The sequence below is a fragment of the Rhizobium sp. LC145 genome, from assembly GCF_001005825.1.
Taxonomy (GTDB): Bacteria; Pseudomonadota; Alphaproteobacteria; order Rhizobiales; family Rhizobiaceae; genus Neorhizobium.
Genome location: NZ_LBHV01000002.1, coordinates 298,742 through 323,871, shown reverse-complemented (window position 1 = coordinate 323,871; position 25,130 = coordinate 298,742). Strand labels below are relative to the sequence as shown.

The window sequence follows — 25,130 nt, the reverse complement described above, 5'->3', positions numbered from 1 at the left end:
CCGTTAGTCCCTCAGCGAGACGATCGCTTCTATCTCGACGGTGATATTGCCGGGCAGCGAGCCGAAACCGACAGCGGAGCGGGCATGCTGGCCGGCAACCCCGAACACTTCGATGAACAGATCCGAGCAGCCGTTGATGACGCTCGGATGATCCTCGAACTGCGGAACGGCATTGACCATGCCGAGCAGCTTGACCACCCGCTTGACGCGGGAAAGATCGCCCAGCGCATCATGCATGACCGCAAGCAGGTTGATACCCGTCAGCCGTGCGTGCTGATAGGCCTGATCGACGCCCACTTCGCTTCCCACCTTGCCCGAATGGAGGTGGCCGTCTGCCTCGCGAGGTCCCTGGCCTGAGAGGTAGAGCAGATTGCCCTCGCGGACATGCGTCACGAAATTGGCAATCGGTGGTGGAGAAGGGGGAAGTTCTATGCCGAGGGAGGCGAGCCTTTGATAGGGCGTCGCCTGTTCCGGCTCTGCGTAGGTGGAAGAGTGTTTCACGCAAATTCCTCGTTATGAAAATTAGGATTGCTGCATCAGCGCCAGGAATAGCCATGGCTGTGACGCACCAATTTCCGGGCCCTCGGGACGTAGCGGCTGGCGGCGACGGCCTCGGCGCCAATGACGGCATAGCGCGGCTCGAACAGCTTCGTCAGGCGGGAGACGTCCCCATTGGAATCGGTCGCCTCTAGATCCGCGTCTACCAGGTCGAAGATCGTGAAATCCGCCCGTTGTCCGACCGAAAGGCGGTCTTCCATCGAAAGCTTGATGACGGAGGCCGGCGCATGGGTGACCGCTTCGACGACCTTGTCGAAAGGCATACCGACCGAGAGCAGCTTGGACATGGTGGTTGCCAGGTCCCAGACCGGGAAGTTCATCGAATGGCCGTGCAGGTCGGTGGAGATCGAAAACGGCAGGAGACCGCGTGCGATCGCCGCTTCCGCAACCTTGAAGGAGAAAGAGGCTCCGCCATGGCCGATATCGAGGCGGATACCCTCTCCGGCGCAGCGTTCGGCGAGATTGAACAGATCCTCGTCTTCCATGATGCTCGAGCCGGCCTTGCCGTTGAAGCAATGGGTGACGACGTCGCCGGGCCCGAGGATTTCGAGCACTTCGTCGTAAAGCGCCGGCGGTTCGCCGACATGCACCATCATCGGTATCTTCAAGATCTTGGAGATCTTCTTGCCGAGCTTGACCGGCGTCACGCCCCAGGATCCGGTGATGACATGGCTCGCGCGCACCTTGAGGCCGACGATGTGCTCGCTGTTCTCCGCATAGCATTCGAGGATGCGGTCTAGGTCGATATCGCGGATATCGCGAAGTTCGGCCACCCGGTTGCAGGCGACCAGACCGATGGAACCGAGGTTCAGGAAGGCCTTGATGCGCTCACGGGAGGGCTCGATGATATATTCGCGAAAGCCATGGAAATTCGCCTCGCCGGCGGAACCGGCATCGACCAGCGTCGTCACACCACGCTCGGCGCCGCACTCGGAAGGCCGGATCGAGATGTCCGTGCCGCCGTGCCAGATATGCACGTGCAGATCGACCCAGCCCGGCGAGAGGAAAGCGCCCTTGGCATCGATGCGGATCGCGTCGGCTGGTGCGGCGAGCGACTGCCCGATTGCGGAAATCTTGCCGTCGGTGCCGACCAGGATGTCGGTCGCGCCGGCCGGCGCATTGGCGCCGAACGCCATCGGCTTCACATTAGCGAGGAGAAGCGGTTTCGCCTGATCTCCGGATGTCATGATTTACAAATCCCTTCGCAGTCTTGGGTCGAGCATGTCCCGCAAGCCGTCGCCGACCATCTGCAGCGAGAGCACGGAAAGAATGATGGCGAAGCCGGGGAAATAGGTCATCCAGTCGGCCTGCCCGATATACTGGCGGCCGGCGGAGATCATGGTTCCCCAGGTCGGAATCTCGGGGCTGACGCCGAGCCCCAGGAAGGAAAGCCCGGCTTCGGCAAGCATGGCGCTGGCGAACAGGAAGGTCGCCTGAACGAGGATCGGCGACATCAGGTTGCGCAAGACGTGCCGCGTCATGATGTGGAATGTCGATATGCCGAGCGCCTGGGCAGCCTCCACATAGGGCAGTTCACGGATCACCAGCGTCGAGGCGCGCACGATGCGCGCCAGCCGCGGCGAGTAGACGACCGAGAGCGCGACAATGACGGTCGTCAACGAAGGACCCAGTGCTGCGACCAACGCGATTGCGAGCAGAATGTCGGGAAAGGCCATCATCGCATCGATGAGGCGAGCGATCGGCGTGTCGAGCCGCTTGAAGAAGCCGGCAAGCAGGCCGAGCGTGACGCCGATTGCGGCCGAGAGCACCACCACGGCGGCGCCCACCAGCAGCGACAGCCGGCCGGCATAGATGGTGCGCGAGAAGACGTCGCGGCCGAACTCGTCGGTGCCAAACCAGAACATTTCGCTCGGCGGCTTCAGCCGGTTCACGATCGATAGTTTCGACGGCGAATAGGGTGCGATCAGCGGCGCGAAGGCAGCGAGCAGAACGAAGACTGCCAGGATGAGGAGACCGACCGCCACCGTCTTGCGCTTGACGAAGCGGCGGAGGAACTTCGATCCCTCGCTTGCGGCCGGCTTTGTGGAAACAACTTCCGTCATCAGTAGCGCACCCTTGGATCTACGAGCAGATAGAGCATGTCGATCGCGAAATTGATGAGGACATAGAGACCGGCAATCACCAGCAGTGCTCCCTGAATGACGGGATAGTCGCGGCGTAGCACGGCCGAGACCACAAGATTGCCCACGCCCGGCAGACCGAAGACCGTCTCGGTGACAACCGCGCCGGATATCAGCACGGCGGCCGTCAGTCCGATCACAGTCAGGATCGGGATCAGCGCATTCTTTAACGCGTGCTTCAGAACCACGCGCCGTTCGATCAACCCCTTAGCGCGGGCGGTGCGGATATAATCGTCGCCGAGCACATCGAGCATAGAGGCGCGGGTGAAGCGCAGGATGAGCGCCGACGAGACGAGACCGAGCGCGAATGCCGGCAGCGTCAGGTGGTACATGCGTCCGATGAACGACGTGCCGGGACCGCCATAGCCGGATACCGGAAAGATGTTGAGCCGGACTGCGAAGAACTGCATCAGGATCAGGCCGAGCCAGAAGCTCGGGATGCTGGCCGCCAGCATGGCGATGGTGGTCGCCGCCTGGTCGACGAAGGAACCGCGCCGATAGGCGGCATAGATGCCGATCGGCAGCGCGATCACGCTGGCGATCGCAAGCGAGAAAATCGTGAGGAAGAAGGTCGGCTCCGCCCGCTCCAAAAGCGCAGAAGTCACCGGCATGTTGAGGAATATCGACTGGCCGAGATCGCCCTTCAGCAACTGCCCGATATAGAGGACGTACTGGATGACGAGCGACTGATCGAGCCCGAGGCGCGTGCGCAGATCGGCGATATCCTGCGGCGTCGCGTCGGGGCCGAGCATCACGGCCGCCGGATCGCCGGGGGTGACACGCACGATCACGAAAACGATCGTGACGACCAGGAACATCACGACAATCATGCCGGCAAGGCGCTGAAGAATGTATCGTATCATGAATACGTTTTCCGCTGTCCGGAAGGCATCAAAGGAGGCGGACGCCGCACCGAAGTACCGGCGCCCGCTTCGGTCTTGCTTACTTCGAGATCGAAGCGTTCCAGAAATATGGCCATGGGGCCGGATCGACGCCCTCAAGCTTGTTCGACTTGGCCGAAACCGCGTTGAAATCGCCGATCTTCATGAACGGGACGTCGGCATAGATCGCCTTCTGGACCTCAGCCCAGAGCTCGATGCGCTTGTCCGGATCGACCTCCGCCGTGAAGGCATCCACGGCCGCCTTGCGGGCAGGCGTATCCCACCAGCCCGGCGAACTGGTCGAAAGCGACCCGATGAGAGCCGGTTCCGGCAGGAACGGGCTGTGGCTGATATAGATGTCCCAGAGCCCCTTGTCGGCGCGGCGCTGGGTCAGCGTCGCCCAGTCGACGACTTGCATGTCCACCGTGAAGCCGGCGAGTTTCAGATATTCGGCGGCGACCTGCGCCATCTTGTAGTGGAACTCGTACTGACGGCTCGTCAGGATGCGGATCGGTTCGCCATTGTAACCGGCTGCCTTGGCGGCCTCGGCCGCCCCTTCCGGATCGGCCAGGTTATAATTGCCCTCGACTCCGGCATCCGTGCTCCAGACGAAATTCTCCGGATAGATTTTTCCATCGGCCGTGTAGAAATCCGTACCGCCGAAAGCGGCCGCCATCATGTCTTCCATGCTGAGCGCCTGACGGATGGCCTTGCGGATTTCGACGTTCTTCGCGACGCCTTCGGCCGTATTGAAGACGAAGACCGGATAGCCGAACGGCTTCAGCAGGACGGGTTGCGAGGCGGAGGAGGATTTCAGCCTGTCGAAGGACTCGACCGCGATGGAATCGACATATTCGTACTGCCCGGAGACCGCCGCCTCGAGGCGGGTATTGGGATCAGGGACGGGGACGAAGCGGATTTCATCGAGATACTGGTGGCGCGCGCCGCCATAGCCGTCGCTCTCCCCATCGCGCGACTTGTAGCCATCGAAGCGGGCAAGCTGGATATACTGGTCAGCCTTGCGCTCCTTCAGCATGTAGGGACCAGTACCGACGAAGTCGGTCATCGGCTCGGCCTGCTTTTCCGAGGGAATGATGATGGCGGCGGAGTTGTTGAAGGCAAGCAGTGAGGTGAGCGGTGCATAGGCCTGCTTCAGCTTGATCACCACGGTGGAGGCGTCGGGCGCTTCGGTCGATTCGATGAAGCCGACCGCCTGCTTTCCGCGCGAAGCAAGCTTGGTCCAACGGTTGAGCGACGCCACCACGTCTTCGGAGGTCATGTCGGTGCCGTCATGGAACGTGATGCCGGTGCGCAGCTTGATCGTGTAGGTTTTTCCGTCCGCGCTGATTTCGGGCAGGCTTTCCGCCAGAAGCGGCGTTACCTTCCAGCTTTTGTCGAAGGTGTAGAGCGTTTCGAAGATGTGCTGGGTGACGATGCCGACGAGGTCCGCCGTCGAGGACATCGGATCGAGCGTCGGCGGTTCTCCGATCGTCGCGACATTGATGATGCCGCCCTTTTCCTGAGCAAGAAGCATGGAGGGCGCGGTGAGGAGCACCGTGGCCGCAAGGAAAGCAAGTTTCAATTTCATGTCAGTCTCCCAGTTGAGTTCCACTATTATGTTATAAGCGACTTTATAACAGAATAGCGAAGCTGGAAGAGGTGTCAATCACTTCGCTGCGGCAGGCTGCTGCCGGCGCAGTTCGAAAAAGAAAAAGGCTCGGCGACCGTCGTGACGGCCGCCGAGTTCATGCGCAGATTTCCTGTTTTAATCCCGAAGAGGATGGAATCACTGCTTCGGAATGCCTGCCTTTTCGATGACTGCCGACCATTTTCCGATGTCGGCTTCCAGGCGGGCGCCAATCTCCTGTGGCTTGCTGGAGCGGGCTTCCACCCCGAGCTCGGCGAAGCGCTTTTGGATAGCCGGATCGGCGAGCACCTCCACCAGCGTCACGTTCAGCTTGTCGACCACGTCCTGCGGCGTGCCGGTCGGTGCGAAGATGGCGTTCCATGAGGTGACGTCGAAACCGTTCACCCCCTGCTCCTGTGCCGTAGCAACGTCGGGCAGCAGGATCGAACGGGTCGGACCGGAGGATGCGACGGCGACCGCCTGACCCTGCGTCAGCGCTGCCTTCAGCGCCGTCTGGCTATCGATGATGACGTCGAGTTCGTCTCCGAGCAGGGCGACAAGAAGGTCCGGGGTGGCCTTGTAGGGAACGATAGTGAAATCGATGCCCGAGGTAGACTTGAAGAGTTCAGCGGCCAGATTCTGGCTGCTGCCGACATTGATGGTGCCGACATTCAGCGCCCCGGGCTCGGCCTTCGCCGCCTCAAGAACATCCGCGAGAGTCTTGAACTTGCCGCCCGCCTTGGTGACGAAGACGAAATCGAAATAGGCAAGGCTCGATACCGGCACGAAATCCTTGATCGGATCGAACTGGAGGTTCTCGAACAGCGGCACGCTGATCGCCGTGCCGTTCGAAAGGAGCGCCAGCGTATAGCCGTCGGCCGGGGCGTTGAGCGCCGCGCGCGCGGCAACCGCACCGGCCGCCCCCGGCTGGTTCATGATGACGATCTGCCGACCGAGCTTCTTGCCGAGTGCGTCGGCAACGACGCGCGACGTGATATCGGCGATTCCGCCAGGCCCGAACGGCAGAACGAGGGTGATGTCCCGCTCCGGATAACCTTCGGCCGATGCGAGCGTCGGCGCGGTCAATGCGAGAGCGGACGCAACGACCAGTGACGTCGCCAAGTTAGAGGCACGCCTGAACAGCGTTGCCGGCTTTTCTGCCATGCTATTGAACATCTTCTCCTCCTCCATTTTTTTGTCAGGCCGCCGTTTAGGCGGCAAAGCCGTAAAGCCGCGCGGGGTTGTCGACGAGCAGCCGGCGACGCGCGCCCTCCCCGTCAGTGAGGCGCACCACGAGATCCACGAGATCGGCCTCGTCCACCGGCTCCTTGAGATTCGGATGCGGGAAATCCGTGCCCCACAGAGTACGATCCGGACTTGCCTCGATGAGAGCGCGAGCGAACGGCACCGCCGCATCGAAAGGAAAGCGGGAGATCCGCTCCGAACCGCAGACCTTGATCCAGCAGTTCTCCCGTTTGACGAGCTCCAGAAGCGCCTGAAAGGCCGGCTGCTCGGTCCCGAGGCTGGTGTCGACCCGCCCCATGTGGTCGATCACGAAAGGAACGGGCAAGCTGCGGATCATCTCCGACAGAGGCACGATGTCGGCGCCGTCGAGATGCAGCACGACATGCCAGCCGCGTCCCTTGATCCGGTCGATGACCCTGTTGAAGACGTCCATGTCCGGCGCGCCGCCGAGGTGACGGACAAAATTGAACCGGACGCCGCGCACGCCGCCGTCGTCAAGCCGCTGAAAGGCCTGGTCGTCGAAACTGTCATCGACGATCGCCACCCCGCGATAGCGGTCCGGCCGCCACGCGATGGCGTCGAGCATGGCCCGATTGTCGGTGCCGTGGCAGCTTGCCTGGACGATCACCGCCCGCTCGATACCCAGCCGATCGTGAAGTGCGGCCAGGGCCTCCTTCGGCGCGTCCTCCGGGGTGTAGCTGCGTCCCGGCGCATAGGGAAAGACAGCACCCGGGCCGAACACGTGGCAATGGGCATCGCAGGCGCCGGCAGGCAGGATAAAATCCGGTTTGCGCCGCGTTTCGCTGGCAGTGAGAGCCGAAGTCATTGTGATTGCCTCCCGTCATGTGGATTGAGCCCGGCTTTCACCGGGGAAAAACCTTTCCCTCGAACAGCTTGCGCGCCGTCCTGACCGTACCTGCGCCACGGATCGAACCGTCCTCGGCCAGATCCAGGAAGACCTCCATCGAGCCGGTCGGATGCTCCACCAGATAGCGGCCGCCCGAGGGGCTTTGCGCCAGCTCGGCTGCCGGGCTCTTGTCGAGACGCGTGGCGGTCGCGACCGTCACCGCGGCAAGCACGCCGATCGAGGCGTGGACGCGATGCGGTATCCAGGACCGAGTCGCGATCGCGCCGCCGTGTTCCGGCGCGGAAACGAGCGTCATCTTCGGAACGGAAGCCTTCGTCACGTCGCCGAGCCGCATCATTGGGCCCGCTTTCAGACGGATCGCCTCAATCTTTGCCTTCAACGCCGTATCCGCCTCCAGTTCTTCGCGGCTTTCCTTGCCGGAAATCCCGAAGTCGGAGGCCCGCATGACGACGCAGGGCATGCCGTTGTCGATCAGCGTTGCTTCGATGCCATCGATGAGGTCGACCGCATTGCCGGTCGGGAGCAGCGCGCCGCACATCGAACCTGCAATATTCATGAACAGGAGCGGCACCGCCGCATGACGGCCCGGAACGCCCGCGATCTCCGCCGTGCCCTTGTAATTCACCCGACCGCCCGGTGTCTGCACTCGCGCCAGGGCCACCTCTCCGGTATTGCGCATGTGGATGCGTACTTCGGTCTCATCGTCCGTCGCAGCGACAAGTCCGCGCTCGATGGCCGCGGGGCCAACGCCTGCAAGGATATTGCCACAGCCCTGTGCATCGCTGACCAGCGCCTGGTCCACGAAGACCTGCAGGAAGAGATAGTCCACATTGGCATCGTCGCGGCTGGACGGAGAAAGGACCGCCACCTTGGAGGTGAGCGGGTCCGCGCCGCCGATCCCGTCGATCTGTCGCGGATCGGGCGAGCCCATGATCCGCAGCAAGAGCTCGTCGCGCTCTTTCGGATTGGCGGGCAGATCGCTCGCCAGAAAGTATGCTCCCTTGGAGGAGCCGCCGCGCATCCAGAGGCAGGGGATGCCGTCCTCAGACATATTTCAGCCCCTTCGCCGCAAGTGCCGGCCGCATGTCATAGATATCGAGCCCGAGTTCGCCGGCGGCGAGTCGTGTGCGTTTTGCCTCTTCGTTGGCGAGCCGCTTTTCCGCCGCCGCCAGCACGGTCTCGGCCTCCTCACGCCTGACGACGCAGACGCCATCGTCATCGGCGACGATCACGTCGCCTGCCTCGATATAGGTCCCGGCACAGACGATCGGCACGTTTACCGAACCGAGCGTCTCCTTCACCGTGCCCTGGGCGGAAACGGCCTTCGACCAGACGGGGAAGCCCATGGCCGTGAGGTCGCGAACATCGCGGACGCCGGCATCGATGATCAGCCCCCGGCAGCCCCGCGCCATCGCGGAGGTTGCCAGAAGATCGCCGAGATAGCCGTTGTCGCAGGGCGAGGTCGGCGCAAGGACGAGGATATCGCCACGCTTCAGCTGCTCGATGGCGACGTGCACCATCCAGTTGTCGCCGGGAGGCGCGGAAATCGTCACCGCCGAGCCGGCAATCTGCGCGCCGGCATAGATCGAGCGCATATAGCTTGCCAGCACGCCCTTGCGGCCTTGAGCTTCGTGCACCGTGGCAACACCCGCCTGTCCCAGCCTGTCGATGATCGACTGTTCGGCCCGCGCAACGGTCTGCACCACAATTCCCATGTCAGTGTCCTTCCTTCTTAACCGGTGGGGTGCCGTGCGTGTGGAACGTCTCGATCGTCTTTAGCCCCCAGGCCTGGCCTTTCTTGCGCTCGGCCTCGGTCCAGACGACAGGCTCCCAGTCCGGCGCCAGGATCAGGCGGGCGCCGGAATTGGCGAGTTCAACCCGGTTTCCGGCAGGCTCCCAGAGGTAGAGGAAAAAGGTGCCTTGGATCGCATGCTTGTGCGGACCGGTTTCGATGTGGACGCCGTTTTCGAGGAAGATGTCGGCCGCGCGCAGAATGTCCTCACGCGTATCGGTGGCGTAGGTCACGTGATGGAGGCGCCCGTTACCGCCGCCATGCTCTTCCGTGCAGGCGAGATCATAGGTCTTGTTGTTGATCGTGAACCAGCAGCCACCGAGGCGCCCGTTGTCCAGCCGGATCATCTCGGTGACGCGCGAGCCGAGGCAGGTTTCCATGAAGGCGCGAAATTCGGCGACATCCTCGGCAAGCAGGTTGAGATGATCCAGCCTGCGGGGGTGAGCGCCGCGCCCATGGAACCGCTGCGCAAGATTCTTCAGCTTTGGCTTTTCTTCCGGCGGCGGCTCGTAGCGCACCGTGTCCCAGTAGATTTCGAAGACATGCCCGAACGGGTCTTCGAAGCGGAAGGCCTTGCCGTGCCCGAGATCGCCATCCACCCAGCCTATGACCTTGTATTTGCTTTCCTCGATCGCCTTCACCCGCCGCATCAAAGCCTGCTCCGAGGCCGCGCGATAAGCGATATGGCCCACCCCTGTCGTGCTGTGACGAGTGAGCTTCAGCGTGTGGAACTCGTAGTCGTCCCAGGCACGCAGATAGGCGGAGGCCTCGTCCTGACCGGAAAGCGTCAATCCGTAGACCTGCACGAAGAAATCCAGGCTCTCCTCGAACCTGTCGGTATACATTTCCACATGCGCCAGGTGCGCGATGTCGAACGAACGTTCCATTTCACCCTCCTCCCGGCGAGCTCTAGAGCTCATCGACGGTCCGCGGGAATACGGACTGGAATCCCTCCGCATATTTTGCTGCCCGACCGCCCGATTGGCCGCCGGAATTGCGCTGGAAGTGATTGGCGCGGTTCTGTGCGACGCGGGTATAGAATTCCCACAGATGCTCCTGCCCTTCCATGCACTCGATGGCGGCCCGCTTCTTGTCCCAGACGGAGGTGATGTCGAGAAAGACGTCCGGCTTCCATCCCATCTGCTCGGTCTGATGCGGTTCGAACAGATAAAGCTGCGGCGCGCCGAGCACCTGCTGGCCGGGATTATGGCCCCAGGCCTGGGCGATCATGCGCGCTTCCAGCGCCACCTGTGTCGCATACATGTGGTCGGTGTTGTATGGGTCGTAATGCGAGTGGCTGAGCATGAAGGCCGGCTGTACGGCCCGGATGACATCGACCAGACGGTACTTGTCCGCGTCGGTGAGCCGCAACGGGTAGTCGCCGAGATCGAAGGAGACGAGGTCATGCACCTCGAGCGCCTGCGCCGCCCTCTCAGCCTCCGCCCGGCGCGCTGCCTTCACCCTTTCGAGCGTCATGCCGGGCTCCTTCCAGAGCTTGGCCGACTCGCCGCGCTCGCCGAAGGAAAGGCATACGACGGTGACCTCGTAGCCCTTTTGCGCGTGCAGGGCGATCGCGCCGCCGCAGCGCCAGACGAAGTCCGCAGCATGCGCGCTGATGACGAGAGCAGTTTTCTTTTCAGCCATGGATATCCTCCTTGTCCGCTCCCCTTCTCGCTCCGAACGAAGCCAGCCGCCAATTTGGATTCGGGTACGGGTCATAAGTTCTTGCTATAAGGCCTGTTTAAAGCCGGCGGCCTCTGGCAGGATCGAGCTCGCGCGGAGTGCCGCTTCATCGCCTTCGCGCATGGAGTGGGAGGAGGAAAAATGGTGCGGATCGCGCTGCTGGGCTTCGGCGAAGCAGGCCAGGCATTTACCGCCGGATGGAAGGAGCTGCCCCAATCGCCGGCAGAGGGGCTCGCCACCTACGACATCAAGGTCGACAATCCATCTGAGCATGAAAATCTGCGGCAGGCCTGCGCGCGGCTCGACGTTTTGTGCGCTGACAATCCCGCACAGGCGTTCTCCGGAAGAGGCGCGATCTTCAGCCTCGTCACCGCCGACCGGGCGCTGGAGGCGGCCCAGACTGCCGTATCCGCGATCGAAACCGGCAGCTATTATTTCGACTGCAATTCCTGCGCCCCCTCGACGAAGGCGCAAGCCGCCGAGATGTTGTCGACGCACGGCGTGCGCTATGTCGACGTCGCGGTCATGGCGCCAGTCCATCCCGCACGTCATCGCACCCCGCTCCTCATCGCCGGCAGTCATGCGCAAGAGGCGCTCGCGCTGCTTACGGGGCTTGGAATGAACGCCCGCATCGCCGGTCGCGAACCCGGCCAGGCATCCACGATCAAGATGCTGCGTTCGGTGATGGTCAAGGGGTTGGAAGCACTGACTGCGGAATGCGTGCTGGCCGCGCGCCGGGCAGGCGTCGAGGACGCTGTTCTTTCGTCGTTGCAGGCTTCCGACCCAGGCATCGACTGGATCAAGCGCGCGGCCTACAACCTGGAACGCATGATGGTGCATGGAGCCAGGCGCGCGGCCGAGATGCAGGAAGTCGCAAGGACGCTGCGCGATCTCGACCTGCCTGATCGGATGACGACCGCGGCTGCCGATTGGCAGAGACAGATCGCCGCCCTGTCGCTCAAAGACGAAGACGAACCGCTTGGTGCCCGAGCGGATCGAATCCTTGGCGAGCTTTCATAAATGAACTGGCTTGCCTCCGATAACTCTGTTCAGGTGCTCCAGCAGAACCTTCGTCACCTGAGGGTCTTTCTGGCCGTGGTGGAGACAGGCTCGGCAACCAGGGCAGCCGAGCTCTGTCACGTCTCCCAGCCGGCGGTGACGCAGGCGCTTTCGAAGATCGAGCGAAGCATCGGCATCAGCCTGTTCGACCGCACCACGCAAGGTCTGTTCTCCAACAGGGCAGGCCAGCAGCTCGCGACGCGGGTCAGGCGCGCCTTCGGCTATCTTGATCCCGCGTTGACGGACCTCTCGCCACGGCTCAGGATCACCGCGACCTCGGCACAGCTACAGGCGTTGGTGGCTGTCCGCGAATCGGAAAATTTCACGCTCGCCGCCCGCCGTCTAGGGCTGGCCCAGCCCACCGTGCATCGTGCGGTCAGTCAGCTGGAGCAGGAAGCCGCACGCCCGCTGTTCGAACGTACCTCCTACGGCATGGTGGCGACGCGGGCGGCCCAGGCGCTCGCTCAGGCGGCACGGCTGAGTTTTGCGGAACTGGCGCAAGCCGAGGCAGACCTTGCCGACCTCACGCGCGCGGAAGCCGGTCGCATCGTGATCGGCTCGCTGCCGCTTTCGCGCTCCTACATGCTTCCCAAGACCATCTCCTGTTTCCGGAAGCTGCGCCCTAACCTGCCGATCCACATCATGGAGGGCCGATATGCCGACCTTCTGCAGGGTCTGCGGCGCGGTGAGATCGATTTTCTCATCGGCGCGCTACGCGATCCGGTGCCCATCGGCGACGTCGAACAGGAAGAACTCTTCTGTGATACCGTCGTCATCGTCGCGGGCCTGAACCATCCCCTGGTGGGAAGATCCGATATCGCGCTGGACGAGCTGGCCTTCTATCCCTGGATCGTGGCGCAGGCCGGCACCCCGACCAGGAAGCACTTCAACGAGCTGTTCGCTCCCCTTGGAAACCGGGCGCCGCGAAGCATCGTGGAGTCCGGCTCGCTAATCCTGATGCGCGAACTCCTGGACGAGAGCGATCATCTCGGCTGCGTTTCCTATCTCCAGGCCAAGGCGGAAATCGCACGTGGGTTGATGACGGCCCTGGACATCGATCTCAGCCACACGTCGCGGCCGATCGGCCTCACCTTCCGTCACGGATGGATGCCGACCACTGCACAACAGCAATTCCTGGATCTGCTTCGCGACGTCAGGCCCAGATCGGATCGATAGGCTTGCCGCTATGTTTTTCCCGTCTGGGACACAGCCTGTTCGTCCGCCTTGTCTTCGATCCGTTCTGCCTGCTGAGCAAGGCGCTCGCTCAACATACGCAATTGCTTCTCTTCCAGTTTTTCGATGCCGACGAATTTGTTCTGTGCGTGGGTTGCCAGGATCAGCTCATCGAGCTTGGCCTGCAATGCCCTTCCGTCGCGGTTTTGACTGTTCTGAAGCACGAAGACCATCAGAAAGGTGACGATCGTCGTGCCGGTATTGATCACGAGCTGCCAGGTTTCGGAAAATCCGAAGAACGGCCCGGAAACCGCCCAGATGACGACGATCACCACTGCGAAGGTAAAGGTGACGGGCTTGCCCGACCGTTCCGCAACCGCTGCGGCAAATCTCGTGAAGAAGTTCAGTCGCGTTTCCATCTACATGACTCCAAAAACAGGCGGATGCCAACTTTTTGGGGAGCCACTAGGTTCCATTGCACCTGCCGGGGTACCGGCACGGCGCCTCCGGTCAACGTCGCCAGTTGGAAACGTTAAAATGCTCGTCAACGTATCGCATCCAGTGTTTGAAATCGCTCAGAAGAAGCGCAAGATCATATCTCCACTCGAGCTTGAGAAGGTCCCAGGACATGCCCTGCGAGGCGGAACGCGCGAGAAGCTGATCGCGAAGGCTGCTCATTTTGAGCATTGCCGGAGATCGGTCCTCGGGCTCCTGCCAGGGACCATGTGCATCGAAGGCAGCGCGGGATTTCTGGAGCTGTTCGCCGAACCGGTCGAGCTTCATATCCACAGTAGGAAACACATCGCGGATCGTCATTTCGGGATCTCCCTTATGGAGGTAGGCCCCGGTCGGGCCACGAGAACCCTCCTTCTTTACAATATATCGTAGCACGATATAAATTCCAAGAGCAGAAGGTGACCGCAGGAAACTTGCGAAAACCGCTACGACGAAGTTGAGGCAGCGAGGCAAAGATGATCGTCCTGACAATACTCGCAGCAGCAACCTTTTTGACCGTTGCAAGAGCCCAGACCGCAACCCCTCTCATGATATCGGATCACGCGCTCGATTGCGGTGCGGCGGCTGACAAGGCGGTCGCGGCCACGAACGGGCATCTCCTTTCGGTACGTCCGAGCGCGGGAGAATGCGTCATCAGTATCTTGAGGCGAGGCGACAGCGGCCGGCCCCACAAGGTCATCATCCGGGTCGACCCCCGCGCATCGGCACGCGACGCCGACCGGAAGGGTGCCCGCCGCTCCCGTTAGAGCTGCCGTTTCGGCGGCTTTCCGCGCAAAAAGGTCATCTCTTCGTGGCGGATCGAATTATCCGCATTCAGCACCGCGCGCCACATGCGGTTACCGAGACGCAGGGAAAGCCGCCGCGTGCCTTCGTCCTCACCGGTGCCGACCTCCACTGTCCCCCGGATCAGACCGAGCTTCATATAGCGGTGAAAATCCCGCTCGGAGAGACCGAAGCGGTCACCCAGTTCGGCTCCGTCGAGAATGAAATCGCCGTTCGGTTGGAATTCGACAATCATGGATTAAGCAGGCACCTTCCTGCGCTGCGGCTCGTTGTCCTGCAATTCTGTCAGCAGGTCGATCAGTCTCGGTGCCAAATCCCGTATTTCGGTAAGATGGATGGCGCTGAGGCGTCGCAGTGCATCCTCCGCCTTGCCTGTCAGCTCCAGCGTCTGCCGCCGTTTGTCCCTTGGGTCGGATCGGCGCGTCACATAACCTGCGGACACCAGTCTTCCTACCAATTCGGTGGCGGTATGCGGCGCAATCAGCAATCGTTCGGCAAGCAAGCCAATGGTCATCGGATCGTCGCCACGATAGCCCCTGATGGCGAGCAGGGCCTGGTGTTGCTGGCCCGGAAGTCCTTCTTCCTGAGCCGCCGAGGTCGAAAAGTCCATGAAGCGGCGAAGCGTGAAGCGCAGATTGGCAAGCGCCTCATAATCGGCATCCGAAAGAAAGTCGCTCATGCCGCAATCACTTTCCTTGTTCGACAAGCGTCAATATATCGCAATACGATATATTAAGTCGGTGGAATTGCAATTCGATATTACGACCGGGAGGTCTGGCTGCCCAGCGACGTGGCGGGATATCTGCTTCTGCGTCCCGGCAACGCTGCAGCGCACTGACTTATAGCTGTCTGATTGCCGCGAATATTCCCGCAAAGGCAGCATCGGCGCGATAAAAGACCGGTGGGCTGCCAAGCGGCGCGGCGACCGTCACATCCGCCCCGCCCTGGTATTCGTGTCCGCTCCAGACATGTACCCAGCTTGCTCCCTCCGGCAGGTAGACAACGCGTTCTTCCTGCGCCGCCTGCCAGACCGGGGCCACCAGAAGCTCGGCCCCGTAGAGATAGCTGTCCTGAATGTCGTAGGTCTTCCTGTCGTTCTCGTAGTGCAGGAAAAGCGGCCGCTGCACCGGCAGGCCGCGTGCGCCAGCCTCCTTCGAGAGAGATTTCAGGTAGGGCGCCAGGTGCACGTAGATCCGTGTCATGCGGGCGAAATGTTCCAGCACCTCGGGATCCTGGTCGATCTGGATATTGTCGCGGGGCCGGTTTCCTTCATGGGAACGCATGACCGGTGTGAAGGCCGCCATCTCCGCCCAACGCATCAGCAGTTCGGGTGTGCGCACATTGCCGAAGAGGCTCGTATAGCCGCCGATATCCGAGTGATGATAGGCATTGCCGAGCAAGCCTGACGAAAGTGCTGCACATATGACGGTGACCAGTCCGTCATGTCGCGAGAAATCGACGGACTGGTCACCGCCCCAGAGAAGCGGGCAATGTTTCTGCACGCCGGTAAAGCCTGCCCGCATGAAGAACAGGGCCTCGCCCGTCTTCCCCCGGCTGGCCACGGCTTTCGCATTGACCTCGGCCCAGAGTGTTGGCCAGCCATTGTGCATCAGCTTCGCGTCGACGCCGTTGGCGAGCTCGACATCGATCGGCAGATATTCGCCGAAATCAGCCATCCAGCCGGAGAGACCGTAATCGAGCATCCGGCGGCCGATCACCTCCTCGGCGAACCATTCGGCCGCTTCCGGATTTGTGAAATCCACCACGCCGCAATCGAACTCGCCGAAATCGATAATGGCCGTGCGGCCGATTTCGTCCTTTGCGAAATAGCCCGCGGCTTCGGCTTCCGCGAAGAGCGCGCCGTCGACACAGAGATACGGATTGACATAGCCGAGGAACCGGATCCCATCATCGTTGAGCTCGGCGATCTTCTGGCGCAGGTCCGGGTAACGCTGCTCATTGGCCTGCCAGTTCCAGAAAAGCCGGGAACCGAACGAGGTCTCACGGATACCGACCCAATCCTCGCACCAGAGGCCGGAAACCTGCACGCCGGCGTCCCGCATCTTCGTCAGCCGGGTGAAAGAGTTGACACCCTCCTTCAGCCCGATGATCGCGCCTTTGTAGATCCACTCCGGCAGTTCCGGTTGCCGCCCGAAGCGGGTTGAAAGCGCCTCGACAAGCTCGATGAAGGTGAATGCGGCGTGGAACTCGATACGCTCCGGCACCGCCCACACCTCGACCTCATGGAAGGTCTTGCGGCGAAAATCGAAAACCGAGTAGGCGGTCGTCTCCACATGCAGCGCATAACGCGCGGAGGAGATGTAAGTCGGCTGCGGATAGTTGGTGTTGTAATAGTCGCCGCCGGCCCTGTCCTTGACATTGGACCGGAAGGTGATTTCGCTGGTCTTGTCGCGACCGACGCCGGGCTCGGAGGTCCACAATGGGAAGCGTCGACCGCGCATGTCGAAATAGGACATCTGCTCGCCGCCACCCCAGACATGCTCGTCGTTATCGGCATGGATCCGGATCCAGAAGCGGTTGATCGACGGGTCCAGGGATCGGAAGTGGATGGCGCAATCCGAGACTACGAGCTCCAGCCGGGGAGCCCTACCCTCTGCGTCGGATAGATCGATCCTGTCCGCCCGAACCTCGGCATGCCGCAGCGCGCTGCGCTCGATGATGTAGTCCTCGACCTCGAAATTGCCGCGGTACATGTCCATCCGTTCCTGGCCATGCCCCACGAACAGAGATGGATGGGATGCGCTGTGCCGCAGGACGACGCGGTCTTCGAGCGAAATGGAGAACCCGTCGGCCGTCTTCTCGACCTTCAGCTTTCCCCGCCCGGCCTCCGGGACCATGGCCGATTGCAGCGCGTCGCGTATCAAGACATCCTCCATCGGCATCTCCCATTCACCCCTTTATTCCCCCGGCCGTCAGGCCGGAAACCACACGTTCCTGGAAGATGACGATCAATATCGCGACCGGCACGATGCCCACCACGAGTGCGGCGGAAATCACCGGCCATGGAAAGGCGAATTCCCCCTGATAGAGCTGGATGCCGACGGGAAGCGTGCGCAGGGTGGGATTGGAATTGAAGGAAAGCGCCAGAAGAAACTCGTCCCACGCGTTGACGAAGGCGAGAATACCCGCGGTGAAGACGCCCGGCGCGCTCAAGGGCACGACCACCTTGAAGAGAGCGCCAAGCCGCGTGCAGCCATCGATCATCGCGGCGTTTTCCAGATCCCGCGGGATGCCCTCGAAGAAGGACACCAGGATCAGCGTGCAGACCGGAAGCGAAAGAACCGTATAGGGCAGGATCAGCGCAATCCACGTATTGAGCAGGTTCAAAGCCCTCATAATTTCGAAAAGCGGCACGAGGAGCGTAACGAGCGGAAAGGTGGAGACGGCCACGATCACCGACAGGATCGCGCCGCGATAACGCAGGTTCAAGCGCGCCAGTGCGTAAGCCGCGAGCACCGAGATCAGCAGCGTCAGGCAGGTCGAAAGGAGTGCGACCATGAAACTGTTGAACAGGAAGAGATGCAGCGGCTGGTCGGAAAAAGCCTGCGCGTAATTCGCGAGCGTCGGTGCATGCGGGACCCAGGTGATCGGCTTTGCCGTCAGTTCGCCCTCGGTCTTGAGCGATGTGAAAAGAATCCAGAGCGCCGGAAACAATCCATTGATCAGAAGGATGCCGGCGGCGATGAAGCGCAGCGGCTTGCCGGAAAGCAATTGGGCCGGGCCGGAGGAAACGAGAGCGTTCATCTCAAGCCTCCTTGGTCCGGATGATGCGCAGATAAATCGCCGTTACCCCCATCGACAGGATGAACATCACCACGGCCAGCGCCGAACCGTAGCCGAGATCGAGAAAGGAAACCGTGTTCTGGTGGATATACATGGCAAGCGTGGCGGTCGAACTTCCCGGCCCGCCTCCCGTCATCATGTAGGGAATGTCGAAGGTCTGGAGCGCGGTGATGGTACGGAAGATCAGCGCGACGACGATCGCCGGCTTCAGGAGTGGAAGCGTGATCTCGAAGAACTGTCGCAGCCGCCCCGCCCCGTCCACATCGGCGGCCTCGTAGAGCGAACGCGGTATGGTCTGCAGGCCCGCCAGGATGATCAGCGCCATGAAGGACGAAGTCTTCCAGATGATCGTCAGGCAGATCGCCGCAAACGCCCAGTTCGGTGAGTTGAACCAGATGATGCCTTCGAACCCGAGCCGGTTGAGAACGTCGTTCACCACGCCGTATTCGTAATGGAAGAACCACGCAAAGATGAGGCCCGCAAAGGACAGCGGCAGCGCCCAAGGGATCAAAAGCGACAGGCGCACCGGCCATTGCATGGCAAACGGCAGGTTGGCCAGCAGCGCCAGACCGAGGCCGAGGAGCAGAGCTCCGGGAACCGTGATCAGCGTGATCAGCACCGTATTCCAAGTGGTTTCCCAGAAGACCGGATCATCGAGCATGATCCGGTAGTTTTCGAGGCCGACGAATTCGGCGGGCAGCCCGGAGGTCAGCGAAAGATTGAAGAAGCTCGTGTAGACGAGCCTTCCGATCGGATAGACGATGATGAGTGCCAGAAGCACCGCTGCAGGTAGCAGGAGCAGGACCGCCATGGCCCGATCGCTGAGGTCGAGCCAGCGGGTCCAGACCGGGGAGGGTCTTTCGCTGTCCTTTGCGCTGTCCGTCGCTGATATGCTCAATACCGCCATTCCCGCGTCTTCTTGAAAGAGAAGTCTTCGCCCTACCGGTTCAAAGGGGTGGAGTAGGTCCTCCACCCCCCGCCCCTATGAAATCACCGCAGGATGCGCCTGAGGCGGCTCTCGATCTGCGCCGCGCCGTCTTCCGGCGTCGTGACGCCTGCAAGAACGGCATTGACCGTCGTGCGGATGACCTCGCTGACCTCGTTATAGCGGGGCGTGACCGGCCGCGGCTTTGCGGTCTCAACGACCTGGCGGGCATCGGCGAACCAGGGCGCCGCCTTGGTCACGTCTGCGTCATTGTAGAGATCGGCATAGGTCGGCAGAAGCGAACCGTTGATCGCCATGAACTTCGAGACATCCTTGCTGGAGAGATATTCTACCAGCTTCTTTGCCTCTTCCTGCGACTTGGAATAGGCCGACACGCCGAATTCCCAACCGCCGAGGCAAGTCGCCTGCTCGCCACCCTCGACCGCCGGCAGCCTTTCGACGCCGACCTTTCCGGCCACGGCCGATTCCTGCCCCTGGGACTGGGCCCAGGCATAGGACCAGTTGACCGCGAAGACGACATTGCCGGCCTGAAACTCCTTGCGGGTATCGTCGGTGGCGACTTCCGCAATGTTCTTCTTGGAGATGCCCTCGTCCACGAAGCTCTTCCACAGGGCGAGCGACTTCTCGGCCGCTTCGCGGTCGAAATCGAGCTTGCCGTTGGAGACGAGCGTCTTGCCCTGGCTCCAATACGGCAGGAGGAAGGTGCAGACAGCCCCCTCGATCGCCTTGCCCTGGAAGGACAGTCCCTGCAGATCCGGATTGCCCTCGCCCTCGGTGATCTTCTTGGCGGCAGCCTTCAATTCGGCCCAGGTTTTGGGCGGCGTCACGCCATATTTGTCGAGCAGGTCCTTGCGGTAGTAGAGGAACATGGAGTCGGCGAAGGCCGGCAGCGCCACAACCTTGCCGTCAACGGTATTCGCCTCGGCATAGGCCGGCAGATAGACGGACATGTCCTTGTCGGTGAAAGCGGTCGTCCATCCTGCCGTCGCGAACTGCGCCGGCCGGATGACATCGAGGATGAGGACATCGAGCGAAGCGTCCTTCGCCGACATGATGGTGTTAAGGTACTGCGCCTGCGCTTCCGACGTGTTGCCGCCGGTCTCTATGGTTACTTTGGTGCCCGGCGTCTTGGTCTCGTATTGGTCAAGCACCTTACGCCAGACCTGCGGCTGATGCTGGCTGGAGATATAGATCTTGAGCTCGGTATCGGCGAAGGCGGGGAGCGCAAGACCGACCGCGCTTGCCGTAAGCATAGCCCTCATGAGTGTCTGAAGCTTCATTTCATCCTCCCGTTTTGACAATCGCGCGGTTCTTATCATGCCGGCCGCGCCCGGCTTCAATTGATCGCGCGCTCCGAGGCGACATCGAAAAGGCGTATCTTGGCAGGATCGATCCCGAGCCTGAATTGCGTGCCGGGCTTGGGGCGGAAATTCGGCGGCATTCGCGCCGTCATGGCCTCGCTACCGACCGTAAAATGAACCAGGGTGTCCGAGCCCAGCGGCTCGATGACCTGGACCTCGGCGGAAAGCGAACCATCTGCGCCACCTGCAGCCGTGAAATGCTCCGGACGAATACCAACGATCAGTTCCCGGCCATCGATTGCGCTCGACCTGCCGAGTTCGACCGCCGAAACCGGCAGCGTGTTTCCTCCGCCGAAGACGAGCGCATCGCCCACGACCTTCGCCTTTGCGAAATTCATCGCCGGCGCCCCGACGAAGCCGCCGACGAATATGCTTTGCGGCCGATTGTAGACCTCGTCTGGCGTGCCGACCTGTTCGATATCGCCGCCCCTCAGAATGACGATGCGATCGGCAAGCGTCATCGCCTCCACCTGATCGTGGGTGACATAGATGATCGTCGTGCCGATCGTCTGATGCAGGCGCTTGATCTCGGTCCTTACCTGGCCACGGAGCTTCGCATCGAGATTGGAGAGCGGTTCGTCGAACAGAAAGACCTGCGGGCGACGCACGATGGCGCGCCCCATGGCGACCCGCTGCCGCTGACCACCGGAAAGCTGGCCAGGGCGCCTCTCCAGAAGATGAGAAATGCCGAGCATTTCCGCCGCCTCGGCAACGCGGGTGCCTGTTTCGGCAGCGCTCACGCCGCGCACCTTGAGACTGAAGCTCATATTCTCGTGGACGGTCTTGTGGGGATAGAGCGCGTAATCCTGGAAGACCATGGCGATGTCGCGCTCGCGCGGCGGCAGCTTGTTCACCACGCGTTCGCCGATACGGACCTCGCCGGCGGTGATCGTCTCCAGACCCGCCACCATGCGCAAGGTGGTGGACTTGCCGCAGCCGGACGGGCCGACGAGCACCACGAATTCGCCATCGGCGATCTCCAGGTCGATGCCTTTGACCACTTGCAGCGAGCCGTACTTCTTGTCCAGCTTGCGCAGGCTGACTGAAGCCATTCATTCCTCCTCAACATCCGAAGCCGCAAAGGCCCGATGTTCCTACCATGCGGGATCATATCGCCCCAAGAAAGGAAATCAATGGTGTATCAATTTTATTTTCAGGCAAGAAATCATATGCTTAAGATGCTGATTAAACTAGCATATCATACTCAATTCCGTCCCGCCCGCGCGTTCTGGAGAACATGACAATCGGCAAGGATCGGAATGGTCTGGGCGTGATTGGCCCTCGCAGGACAACACCCGCTAGCGCAGCCGCGATACATAGCGCGCCACGGAATGATCGAACCATGTGCGGGAGACCTCTGCGACCGCTCCGTCCTGGGCGTGACTGATGCGCAGAACATGCGGTATCGGCGCTCCTGCTTTCTGGCCGAAGGCCGGTGGCGCCCAGTCCGGCACGACATCCAAGCCAACGCTATCCTCCGCCATGGCGATCCATAGGCCAAGCTGCTTCCTGTAATAGAGATAGAGAGACTCCGACAGATCTTCCGGCGCGATCGCTTCCACATAGGACCCGTCGAGCCAGATTTCCTCCAGTGCCGCTACCTGTCCGGAAAGCCGGCGAATGCGGCGAATGCGATGCCCTTCGTCGGACGAGCCGAATTCCGGCAGCCCCCCGGCTTTCTTGAGCCGCTCCACATCCAGGACCTCGGCGGTGGGAAGGCCACCGCCCTTGATAAGCTCCAGCCGGAACATGGCATAGACGCTCTTCGGATCGCTGATGGCACGGATGTAATTCCCCGATCCCTGAACCCGCTGAAGCAGTCCCCTGCTCTGCAGTTCGGCAAGCGCCTTGCGAAGGGTGCCGACCGCTATGCCGAGTTCCACCGCCATGTCGCGTTCGGGCGCAAGCTTTTCGCCATCCACCAGGCGGCCGGCGGCAATGTCGCGCGCGAGCAACTCGGCAAATTGCAGATAGATCGGTAGGCTACCGGAATGGCGTGCCATGACCTGAATTTCCTCCCCCTCAAATTGATACACCATTGATTTACACAGATGCGGATGATATTCAATCCCACGCCAGCAGCATGAGGAGGATTTCATGACCGTCGTTCCCATAACATCCGCCGATGTCGATGCTGCGGAAATATCCTGGTTTGCGGCTCTGTGCTCCGACGACTACGCCTATCTCGGAGTGCCGGACGGGGACCTTCGTTCAAGCTGGGATCATTGCTCCTCCATCGCCAGGAAAGCCGAGACGCTGGGTTTTCGCAATATCCTTTGCCCATCCTCCTATCAGGTCGGGCAGGACACGCTCAGTTTCGTCGCCGGATGTGCGCCGATCACCGATAGCATCAACTTTCTCGCTGCGATCCGCTGCGGGGAGATGCAGCCGATCATGCTGGCCCGCACCGTTGCAACACTCGACCACATGCTGAAGGGCCGCCTTACCCTCAACATCATCAGCTCCGACTTTCCCGGCGAAGTCGCCGACAGCGCGTTGCGCTATCGGCGCAGTCATGAAGTGGTGGAAATCCTGCGCCAAGCCTGGACTCGCGACACGATCGACCACGAAGGGGAGATCTACCAGTTCAAGGGCGTCCCCACCGATCCGGCCAAGCCCTACCAGCAGAATGGCGGTCCGCTTCTTTATTTCGGTGGCTATTCGCCGGATGCGCTCGAACTGTGCGGCGCCCAATGCGATGTCTACCTCATGTGGCCGGAAACGAAGGAGCAGCTCGCCGAGCGTATGCGTGCCGTCCATGAACGCGCCAAGGCGCATGGGCGAACGCTCGACTACGGTTTGCGGGTCCACATGATCGTCCGGGACACGGAGAAGGAAGCCCGCGAATATGCCGAGCATCTGGTCTCCAGGCTCGATGACGAGTACGGGCGCCTCATCCGCGGACGTGCTCATGACAGCATCTCGCTCGGCGTCTCGCATCAGGCCCGGACCCGCGAGCTTGCCGATAAATACGGCTATGTCGAACCGCATCTGTGGACCGGCATCGGGCGGGCGAGATCCGGTTGCGGCGCTGCGCTCGTCGGCTCGACGGACCAGATACTTTCTGAGCTCGAAGCATATCGGAAGATGGGCATTCGGGCGTTCATCCTTTCCGGCTATCCACATCTCGACGAAGCGGAGCATTTCGGTACCAAGGTCCTGCCTCAACTCAAAACCTGTTCACTTCCGCATATCTATGGCCGCGTGCCAGCCGAAACACCGCCGACGCCGCTCGGCAAGGGGAGACGCCACTGATGGACCGCATAAAGCTTTCTCCGGATCTCGAATTGAGCCGGCTCGTCTACGGCATGTGGCGGATCGGCGACGACCCGGATACTTCGCCCGCTCACGTGCAGGCTAAGATCGAGGCCTGCCTGGCGCAGGGCATCACCACGATGGACCAGGCCGACATCTATGGCGGTTACACCGCCGAAGCGATCCTCGGCGCAGCGCTCAAGGCCTCGCCATCGCTGCGCGACCAGATCGAGATCGTCACCAAATGCGGGATCGTCGCACCGGCCGGCCGGCATTCGGCGGCCCGCGTCAAGCACTATGACACCGGGGCCGATCACATCCACGCCTCCGTCGAAGCCTCGCTCAGCGATATGGGAACCGACCGGATCGATCTTCTGCTGATCCACCGGCCCGATCCCCTGCTCGATCCTGTCGAGACCGGTGAGACGCTCGATAGGTTGGTCGCATCCGGCAAGGTCAGGGCCGTGGGCGTCTCGAATTTCCGCCCCTGGGATTTCACGCTTCTCCAATCCAACATGAACATGCGGCTCGTCACCAATCAGATCGAGATGAGCCTGGTCTCGACCGGCGCCTTCGTCAACGGCGATCTCGCGTTCCTGCAGGAGCGCAACCTGCCGCCAATGGCCTGGTCGCCGCTTGGCGGAGGCTCGCTCTTCAGCACCGAGCGCGCAACGCTAGCAGGCGTGCTCGAGCGGATCGCCGCCGATCAAGGCGTGGATCCCACGGCGGTTGCGGTCGCCTGGCTGCTGCGTCACCCCGCACAGATCATTCCTGTGCTTGGAACCAACAACCTAAAGCGTATCGCCAGCATTGCTGATGCCACCAAGGTGCAGATTGACCGGCAAACGTGGTTCGAGCTCTACTCGGAAGCGAATGGACGCGAGGTGCCCTGATGCTGACTTCTACGCTTGACGAGCATATCTTCGTGCCCGACGCATCCACCACGCGCACCTTCCGCAATGCGCTTGGAACTTTCACCACCGGAGTGACGGTTGTCACGGCAAGAACGCCCGAGGGGCCGGTCGGCATGACGGTCAACAGCTTCACTTCGGTGTCGCTCGATCCGCCGCTGGTGCTCTGGTCGGCCGCCAAAACTTCATCGCGCCACAGCGTCTATATCGATGCGACGCATTTCGCCGTCCACGTGCTGAGCGCCGAACAGGACGGCTTGAGCGCGCTCTTCACGCGCAGCGGCGGCGGTTTCGACGGATTGCTGTGGGACGAGAACTGCGAAGGGGTGCCGGTCATTCAAGGCACGCTTGCCCGCTTCGAATGCGAGCGCTCTTCCCTTCTTGATGCGGGCGATCATACGCTGATCGTCGGGCGCGTCCTGCGCGCCGCGCATCGCGAGGGCGATCCGCTATGCTTTTCGCGCGGCCGGTTCGGCCGGTTTGCCAGCGCCAATCAATGACGCTGACGTCTGCCCCGACCGAGGTCA

At 61.6% G+C, this 25,130-nt stretch carries 27 protein-coding genes; 6 read left to right on the top strand and 21 right to left on the bottom strand.

What is annotated here, in order from left to right; translation table 11 throughout:
* Positions 1-3: 3 nt before the first annotated feature.
* The 11 genes from YH62_RS06265 to YH62_RS06215 form a co-directional block, all read right to left on the bottom strand.
* Positions 4-501 (bottom strand): RidA family protein, encoded by a 498-nt coding sequence (locus YH62_RS06265; RefSeq protein ID WP_046793315.1) that lies wholly within the window; start codon positions 499-501, stop codon positions 4-6.
* Positions 502-536: 35 nt separating this feature from the next.
* Positions 537-1,745: an amidohydrolase/deacetylase family metallohydrolase gene (locus YH62_RS06260; RefSeq protein ID WP_046793314.1), complete on the bottom strand. Its 1,209-nt coding sequence runs from the start codon at positions 1,743-1,745 to the stop codon at positions 537-539.
* Positions 1,746-1,748: 3 nt separating this feature from the next.
* A complete protein-coding gene (locus tag YH62_RS06255; protein ID WP_046793313.1) occupies positions 1,749-2,621 on the bottom strand; it encodes an ABC transporter permease in 873 nt (290 codons plus the stop codon).
* A complete protein-coding gene (locus YH62_RS06250) occupies positions 2,621-3,562 on the bottom strand; it encodes an ABC transporter permease (RefSeq protein ID WP_046793312.1) in 942 nt (313 codons plus the stop codon). Before YH62_RS06250 ends, YH62_RS06255 begins: the two co-directional genes overlap by 1 nt.
* A 79-nt stretch (positions 3,563-3,641) precedes the next feature.
* A complete protein-coding gene (locus tag YH62_RS06245) occupies positions 3,642-5,168 on the bottom strand; it encodes an ABC transporter substrate-binding protein (RefSeq protein ID WP_046793311.1) in 1,527 nt (508 codons plus the stop codon).
* 198 nt (positions 5,169-5,366) lie between these two features.
* Positions 5,367-6,383 carry a tripartite tricarboxylate transporter substrate-binding protein gene (locus YH62_RS06240; protein ID WP_082118262.1) on the bottom strand — a complete coding sequence of 339 codons (1,017 nt, stop codon included), beginning with the start codon at positions 6,381-6,383 and terminating at the stop codon, positions 5,367-5,369.
* Between the two features lie 34 nt (positions 6,384-6,417).
* Entirely contained in the window at positions 6,418-7,278 is an 861-nt protein-coding gene (locus YH62_RS06235; RefSeq protein WP_046793310.1) for an amidohydrolase family protein, read from the bottom strand.
* Positions 7,279-7,315: 37 nt separating this feature from the next.
* Positions 7,316-8,371, bottom strand: a complete 1,056-nt coding sequence (locus YH62_RS06230) for a 4-oxalomesaconate tautomerase (RefSeq protein ID WP_046793309.1) — start codon at positions 8,369-8,371, stop codon at positions 7,316-7,318.
* Positions 8,364-9,035, bottom strand: a complete 672-nt coding sequence (locus tag YH62_RS06225) for a 4-carboxy-4-hydroxy-2-oxoadipate aldolase/oxaloacetate decarboxylase (protein ID WP_046793308.1) — start codon at positions 9,033-9,035, stop codon at positions 8,364-8,366. The genes YH62_RS06230 and YH62_RS06225 overlap by 8 nt, the downstream gene beginning before the upstream one ends.
* A 1-nt stretch (position 9,036) precedes the next feature.
* Positions 9,037-9,999 (bottom strand): VOC family protein, encoded by a 963-nt coding sequence (locus YH62_RS06220; RefSeq protein WP_046793307.1) that lies wholly within the window; start codon positions 9,997-9,999, stop codon positions 9,037-9,039.
* 22 nt (positions 10,000-10,021) lie between these two features.
* Positions 10,022-10,756 carry a PIG-L deacetylase family protein gene (locus YH62_RS06215; RefSeq protein WP_046793306.1) on the bottom strand — a complete coding sequence of 245 codons (735 nt, stop codon included), beginning with the start codon at positions 10,754-10,756 and terminating at the stop codon, positions 10,022-10,024.
* A 180-nt stretch (positions 10,757-10,936) separates the two neighbouring features.
* Here YH62_RS06215 and YH62_RS06210 point away from each other — a divergent pair, with 180 nt between their 5' ends.
* On the top strand, positions 10,937-11,815 hold the full coding sequence (locus tag YH62_RS06210; RefSeq protein ID WP_046793305.1) for a DUF1932 domain-containing protein: 879 nt from the start codon (positions 10,937-10,939) through the stop codon (positions 11,813-11,815).
* A complete protein-coding gene (locus YH62_RS06205) occupies positions 11,816-13,030 on the top strand; it encodes a LysR family transcriptional regulator (RefSeq protein WP_046793304.1) in 1,215 nt (404 codons plus the stop codon).
* An 8-nt stretch (positions 13,031-13,038) separates the two neighbouring features.
* Here the strand turns inward: YH62_RS06205 and YH62_RS06200 are convergent, their stop codons facing one another.
* Both YH62_RS06200 and YH62_RS06195 read right to left on the bottom strand, forming a co-directional pair.
* A complete protein-coding gene (locus YH62_RS06200) occupies positions 13,039-13,446 on the bottom strand; it encodes a low affinity iron permease family protein (protein ID WP_046793303.1) in 408 nt (135 codons plus the stop codon).
* Positions 13,447-13,537: 91 nt separating this feature from the next.
* Positions 13,538-13,843: a hypothetical protein gene (locus YH62_RS06195; protein ID WP_046793302.1), complete on the bottom strand. Its 306-nt coding sequence runs from the start codon at positions 13,841-13,843 to the stop codon at positions 13,538-13,540.
* A gap of 155 nt (positions 13,844-13,998) precedes the next feature.
* Between YH62_RS06195 and YH62_RS06190 the strand changes: the two genes are divergently transcribed.
* Positions 13,999-14,289: a hypothetical protein gene (locus tag YH62_RS06190; RefSeq protein WP_052760353.1), complete on the top strand. Its 291-nt coding sequence runs from the start codon at positions 13,999-14,001 to the stop codon at positions 14,287-14,289.
* Here the strand turns inward: YH62_RS06190 and YH62_RS06185 are convergent.
* The 8 genes from YH62_RS06185 to YH62_RS06150 form a co-directional block, all read right to left on the bottom strand.
* Positions 14,286-14,561: a DUF6522 family protein gene (locus YH62_RS06185; RefSeq protein ID WP_046793301.1), complete on the bottom strand. Its 276-nt coding sequence runs from the start codon at positions 14,559-14,561 to the stop codon at positions 14,286-14,288. The genes YH62_RS06190 and YH62_RS06185 overlap by 4 nt on opposite strands.
* A 3-nt stretch (positions 14,562-14,564) precedes the next feature.
* Positions 14,565-15,005 carry a helix-turn-helix domain-containing protein gene (locus tag YH62_RS06180; RefSeq protein ID WP_046793300.1) on the bottom strand — a complete coding sequence of 147 codons (441 nt, stop codon included), beginning with the start codon at positions 15,003-15,005 and terminating at the stop codon, positions 14,565-14,567.
* A 160-nt stretch (positions 15,006-15,165) separates the two neighbouring features.
* On the bottom strand, positions 15,166-17,157 hold the full coding sequence (locus tag YH62_RS06175) for an alpha-glucosidase (RefSeq protein ID WP_137326525.1): 1,992 nt from the start codon (positions 17,155-17,157) through the stop codon (positions 15,166-15,168).
* Positions 17,158-17,236: 79 nt separating this feature from the next.
* Complete coding sequence (locus YH62_RS06170) at positions 17,237-18,091, bottom strand: carbohydrate ABC transporter permease (protein WP_046793299.1); 855 nt, start codon at positions 18,089-18,091, stop codon at positions 17,237-17,239.
* A gap of 1 nt (position 18,092) precedes the next feature.
* Positions 18,093-19,037: a sugar ABC transporter permease gene (locus YH62_RS06165; RefSeq protein ID WP_046793298.1), complete on the bottom strand. Its 945-nt coding sequence runs from the start codon at positions 19,035-19,037 to the stop codon at positions 18,093-18,095.
* 83 nt (positions 19,038-19,120) lie between these two features.
* Complete coding sequence (locus tag YH62_RS06160) at positions 19,121-20,356, bottom strand: ABC transporter substrate-binding protein (protein ID WP_046793297.1); 1,236 nt, start codon at positions 20,354-20,356, stop codon at positions 19,121-19,123.
* A gap of 56 nt (positions 20,357-20,412) precedes the next feature.
* Positions 20,413-21,489 carry a sn-glycerol-3-phosphate ABC transporter ATP-binding protein UgpC gene (gene ugpC / locus YH62_RS06155; protein WP_046793296.1) on the bottom strand — a complete coding sequence of 359 codons (1,077 nt, stop codon included), beginning with the start codon at positions 21,487-21,489 and terminating at the stop codon, positions 20,413-20,415.
* A 246-nt stretch (positions 21,490-21,735) separates the two neighbouring features.
* The gene (locus YH62_RS06150) at positions 21,736-22,440 is read right to left on the bottom strand and encodes a GntR family transcriptional regulator (RefSeq protein WP_046793295.1); all 705 of its coding nucleotides are present in this window, start codon (positions 22,438-22,440) and stop codon (positions 21,736-21,738) included.
* Positions 22,441-22,534: 94 nt separating this feature from the next.
* Here YH62_RS06150 and YH62_RS06145 point away from each other — a divergent pair, with 94 nt between their 5' ends.
* Genes YH62_RS06145 through YH62_RS06135 form a run of 3 tightly spaced genes read left to right on the top strand, consistent with a single transcriptional unit; the run spans position 22,535 to position 25,103 of the window.
* The gene (locus YH62_RS06145) at positions 22,535-23,692 is read left to right on the top strand and encodes an LLM class flavin-dependent oxidoreductase (protein ID WP_046793294.1); all 1,158 of its coding nucleotides are present in this window, start codon (positions 22,535-22,537) and stop codon (positions 23,690-23,692) included.
* Positions 23,692-24,585 carry an aldo/keto reductase gene (locus tag YH62_RS06140; RefSeq protein WP_046793293.1) on the top strand — a complete coding sequence of 298 codons (894 nt, stop codon included), beginning with the start codon at positions 23,692-23,694 and terminating at the stop codon, positions 24,583-24,585. Before YH62_RS06145 ends, YH62_RS06140 begins: the two co-directional genes overlap by 1 nt.
* A complete protein-coding gene (locus YH62_RS06135) occupies positions 24,585-25,103 on the top strand; it encodes a flavin reductase family protein (RefSeq protein ID WP_046793292.1) in 519 nt (172 codons plus the stop codon). The genes YH62_RS06140 and YH62_RS06135 overlap by 1 nt, the downstream gene beginning before the upstream one ends.
* The last annotated feature ends 27 nt before the right edge of the window (positions 25,104-25,130 follow it).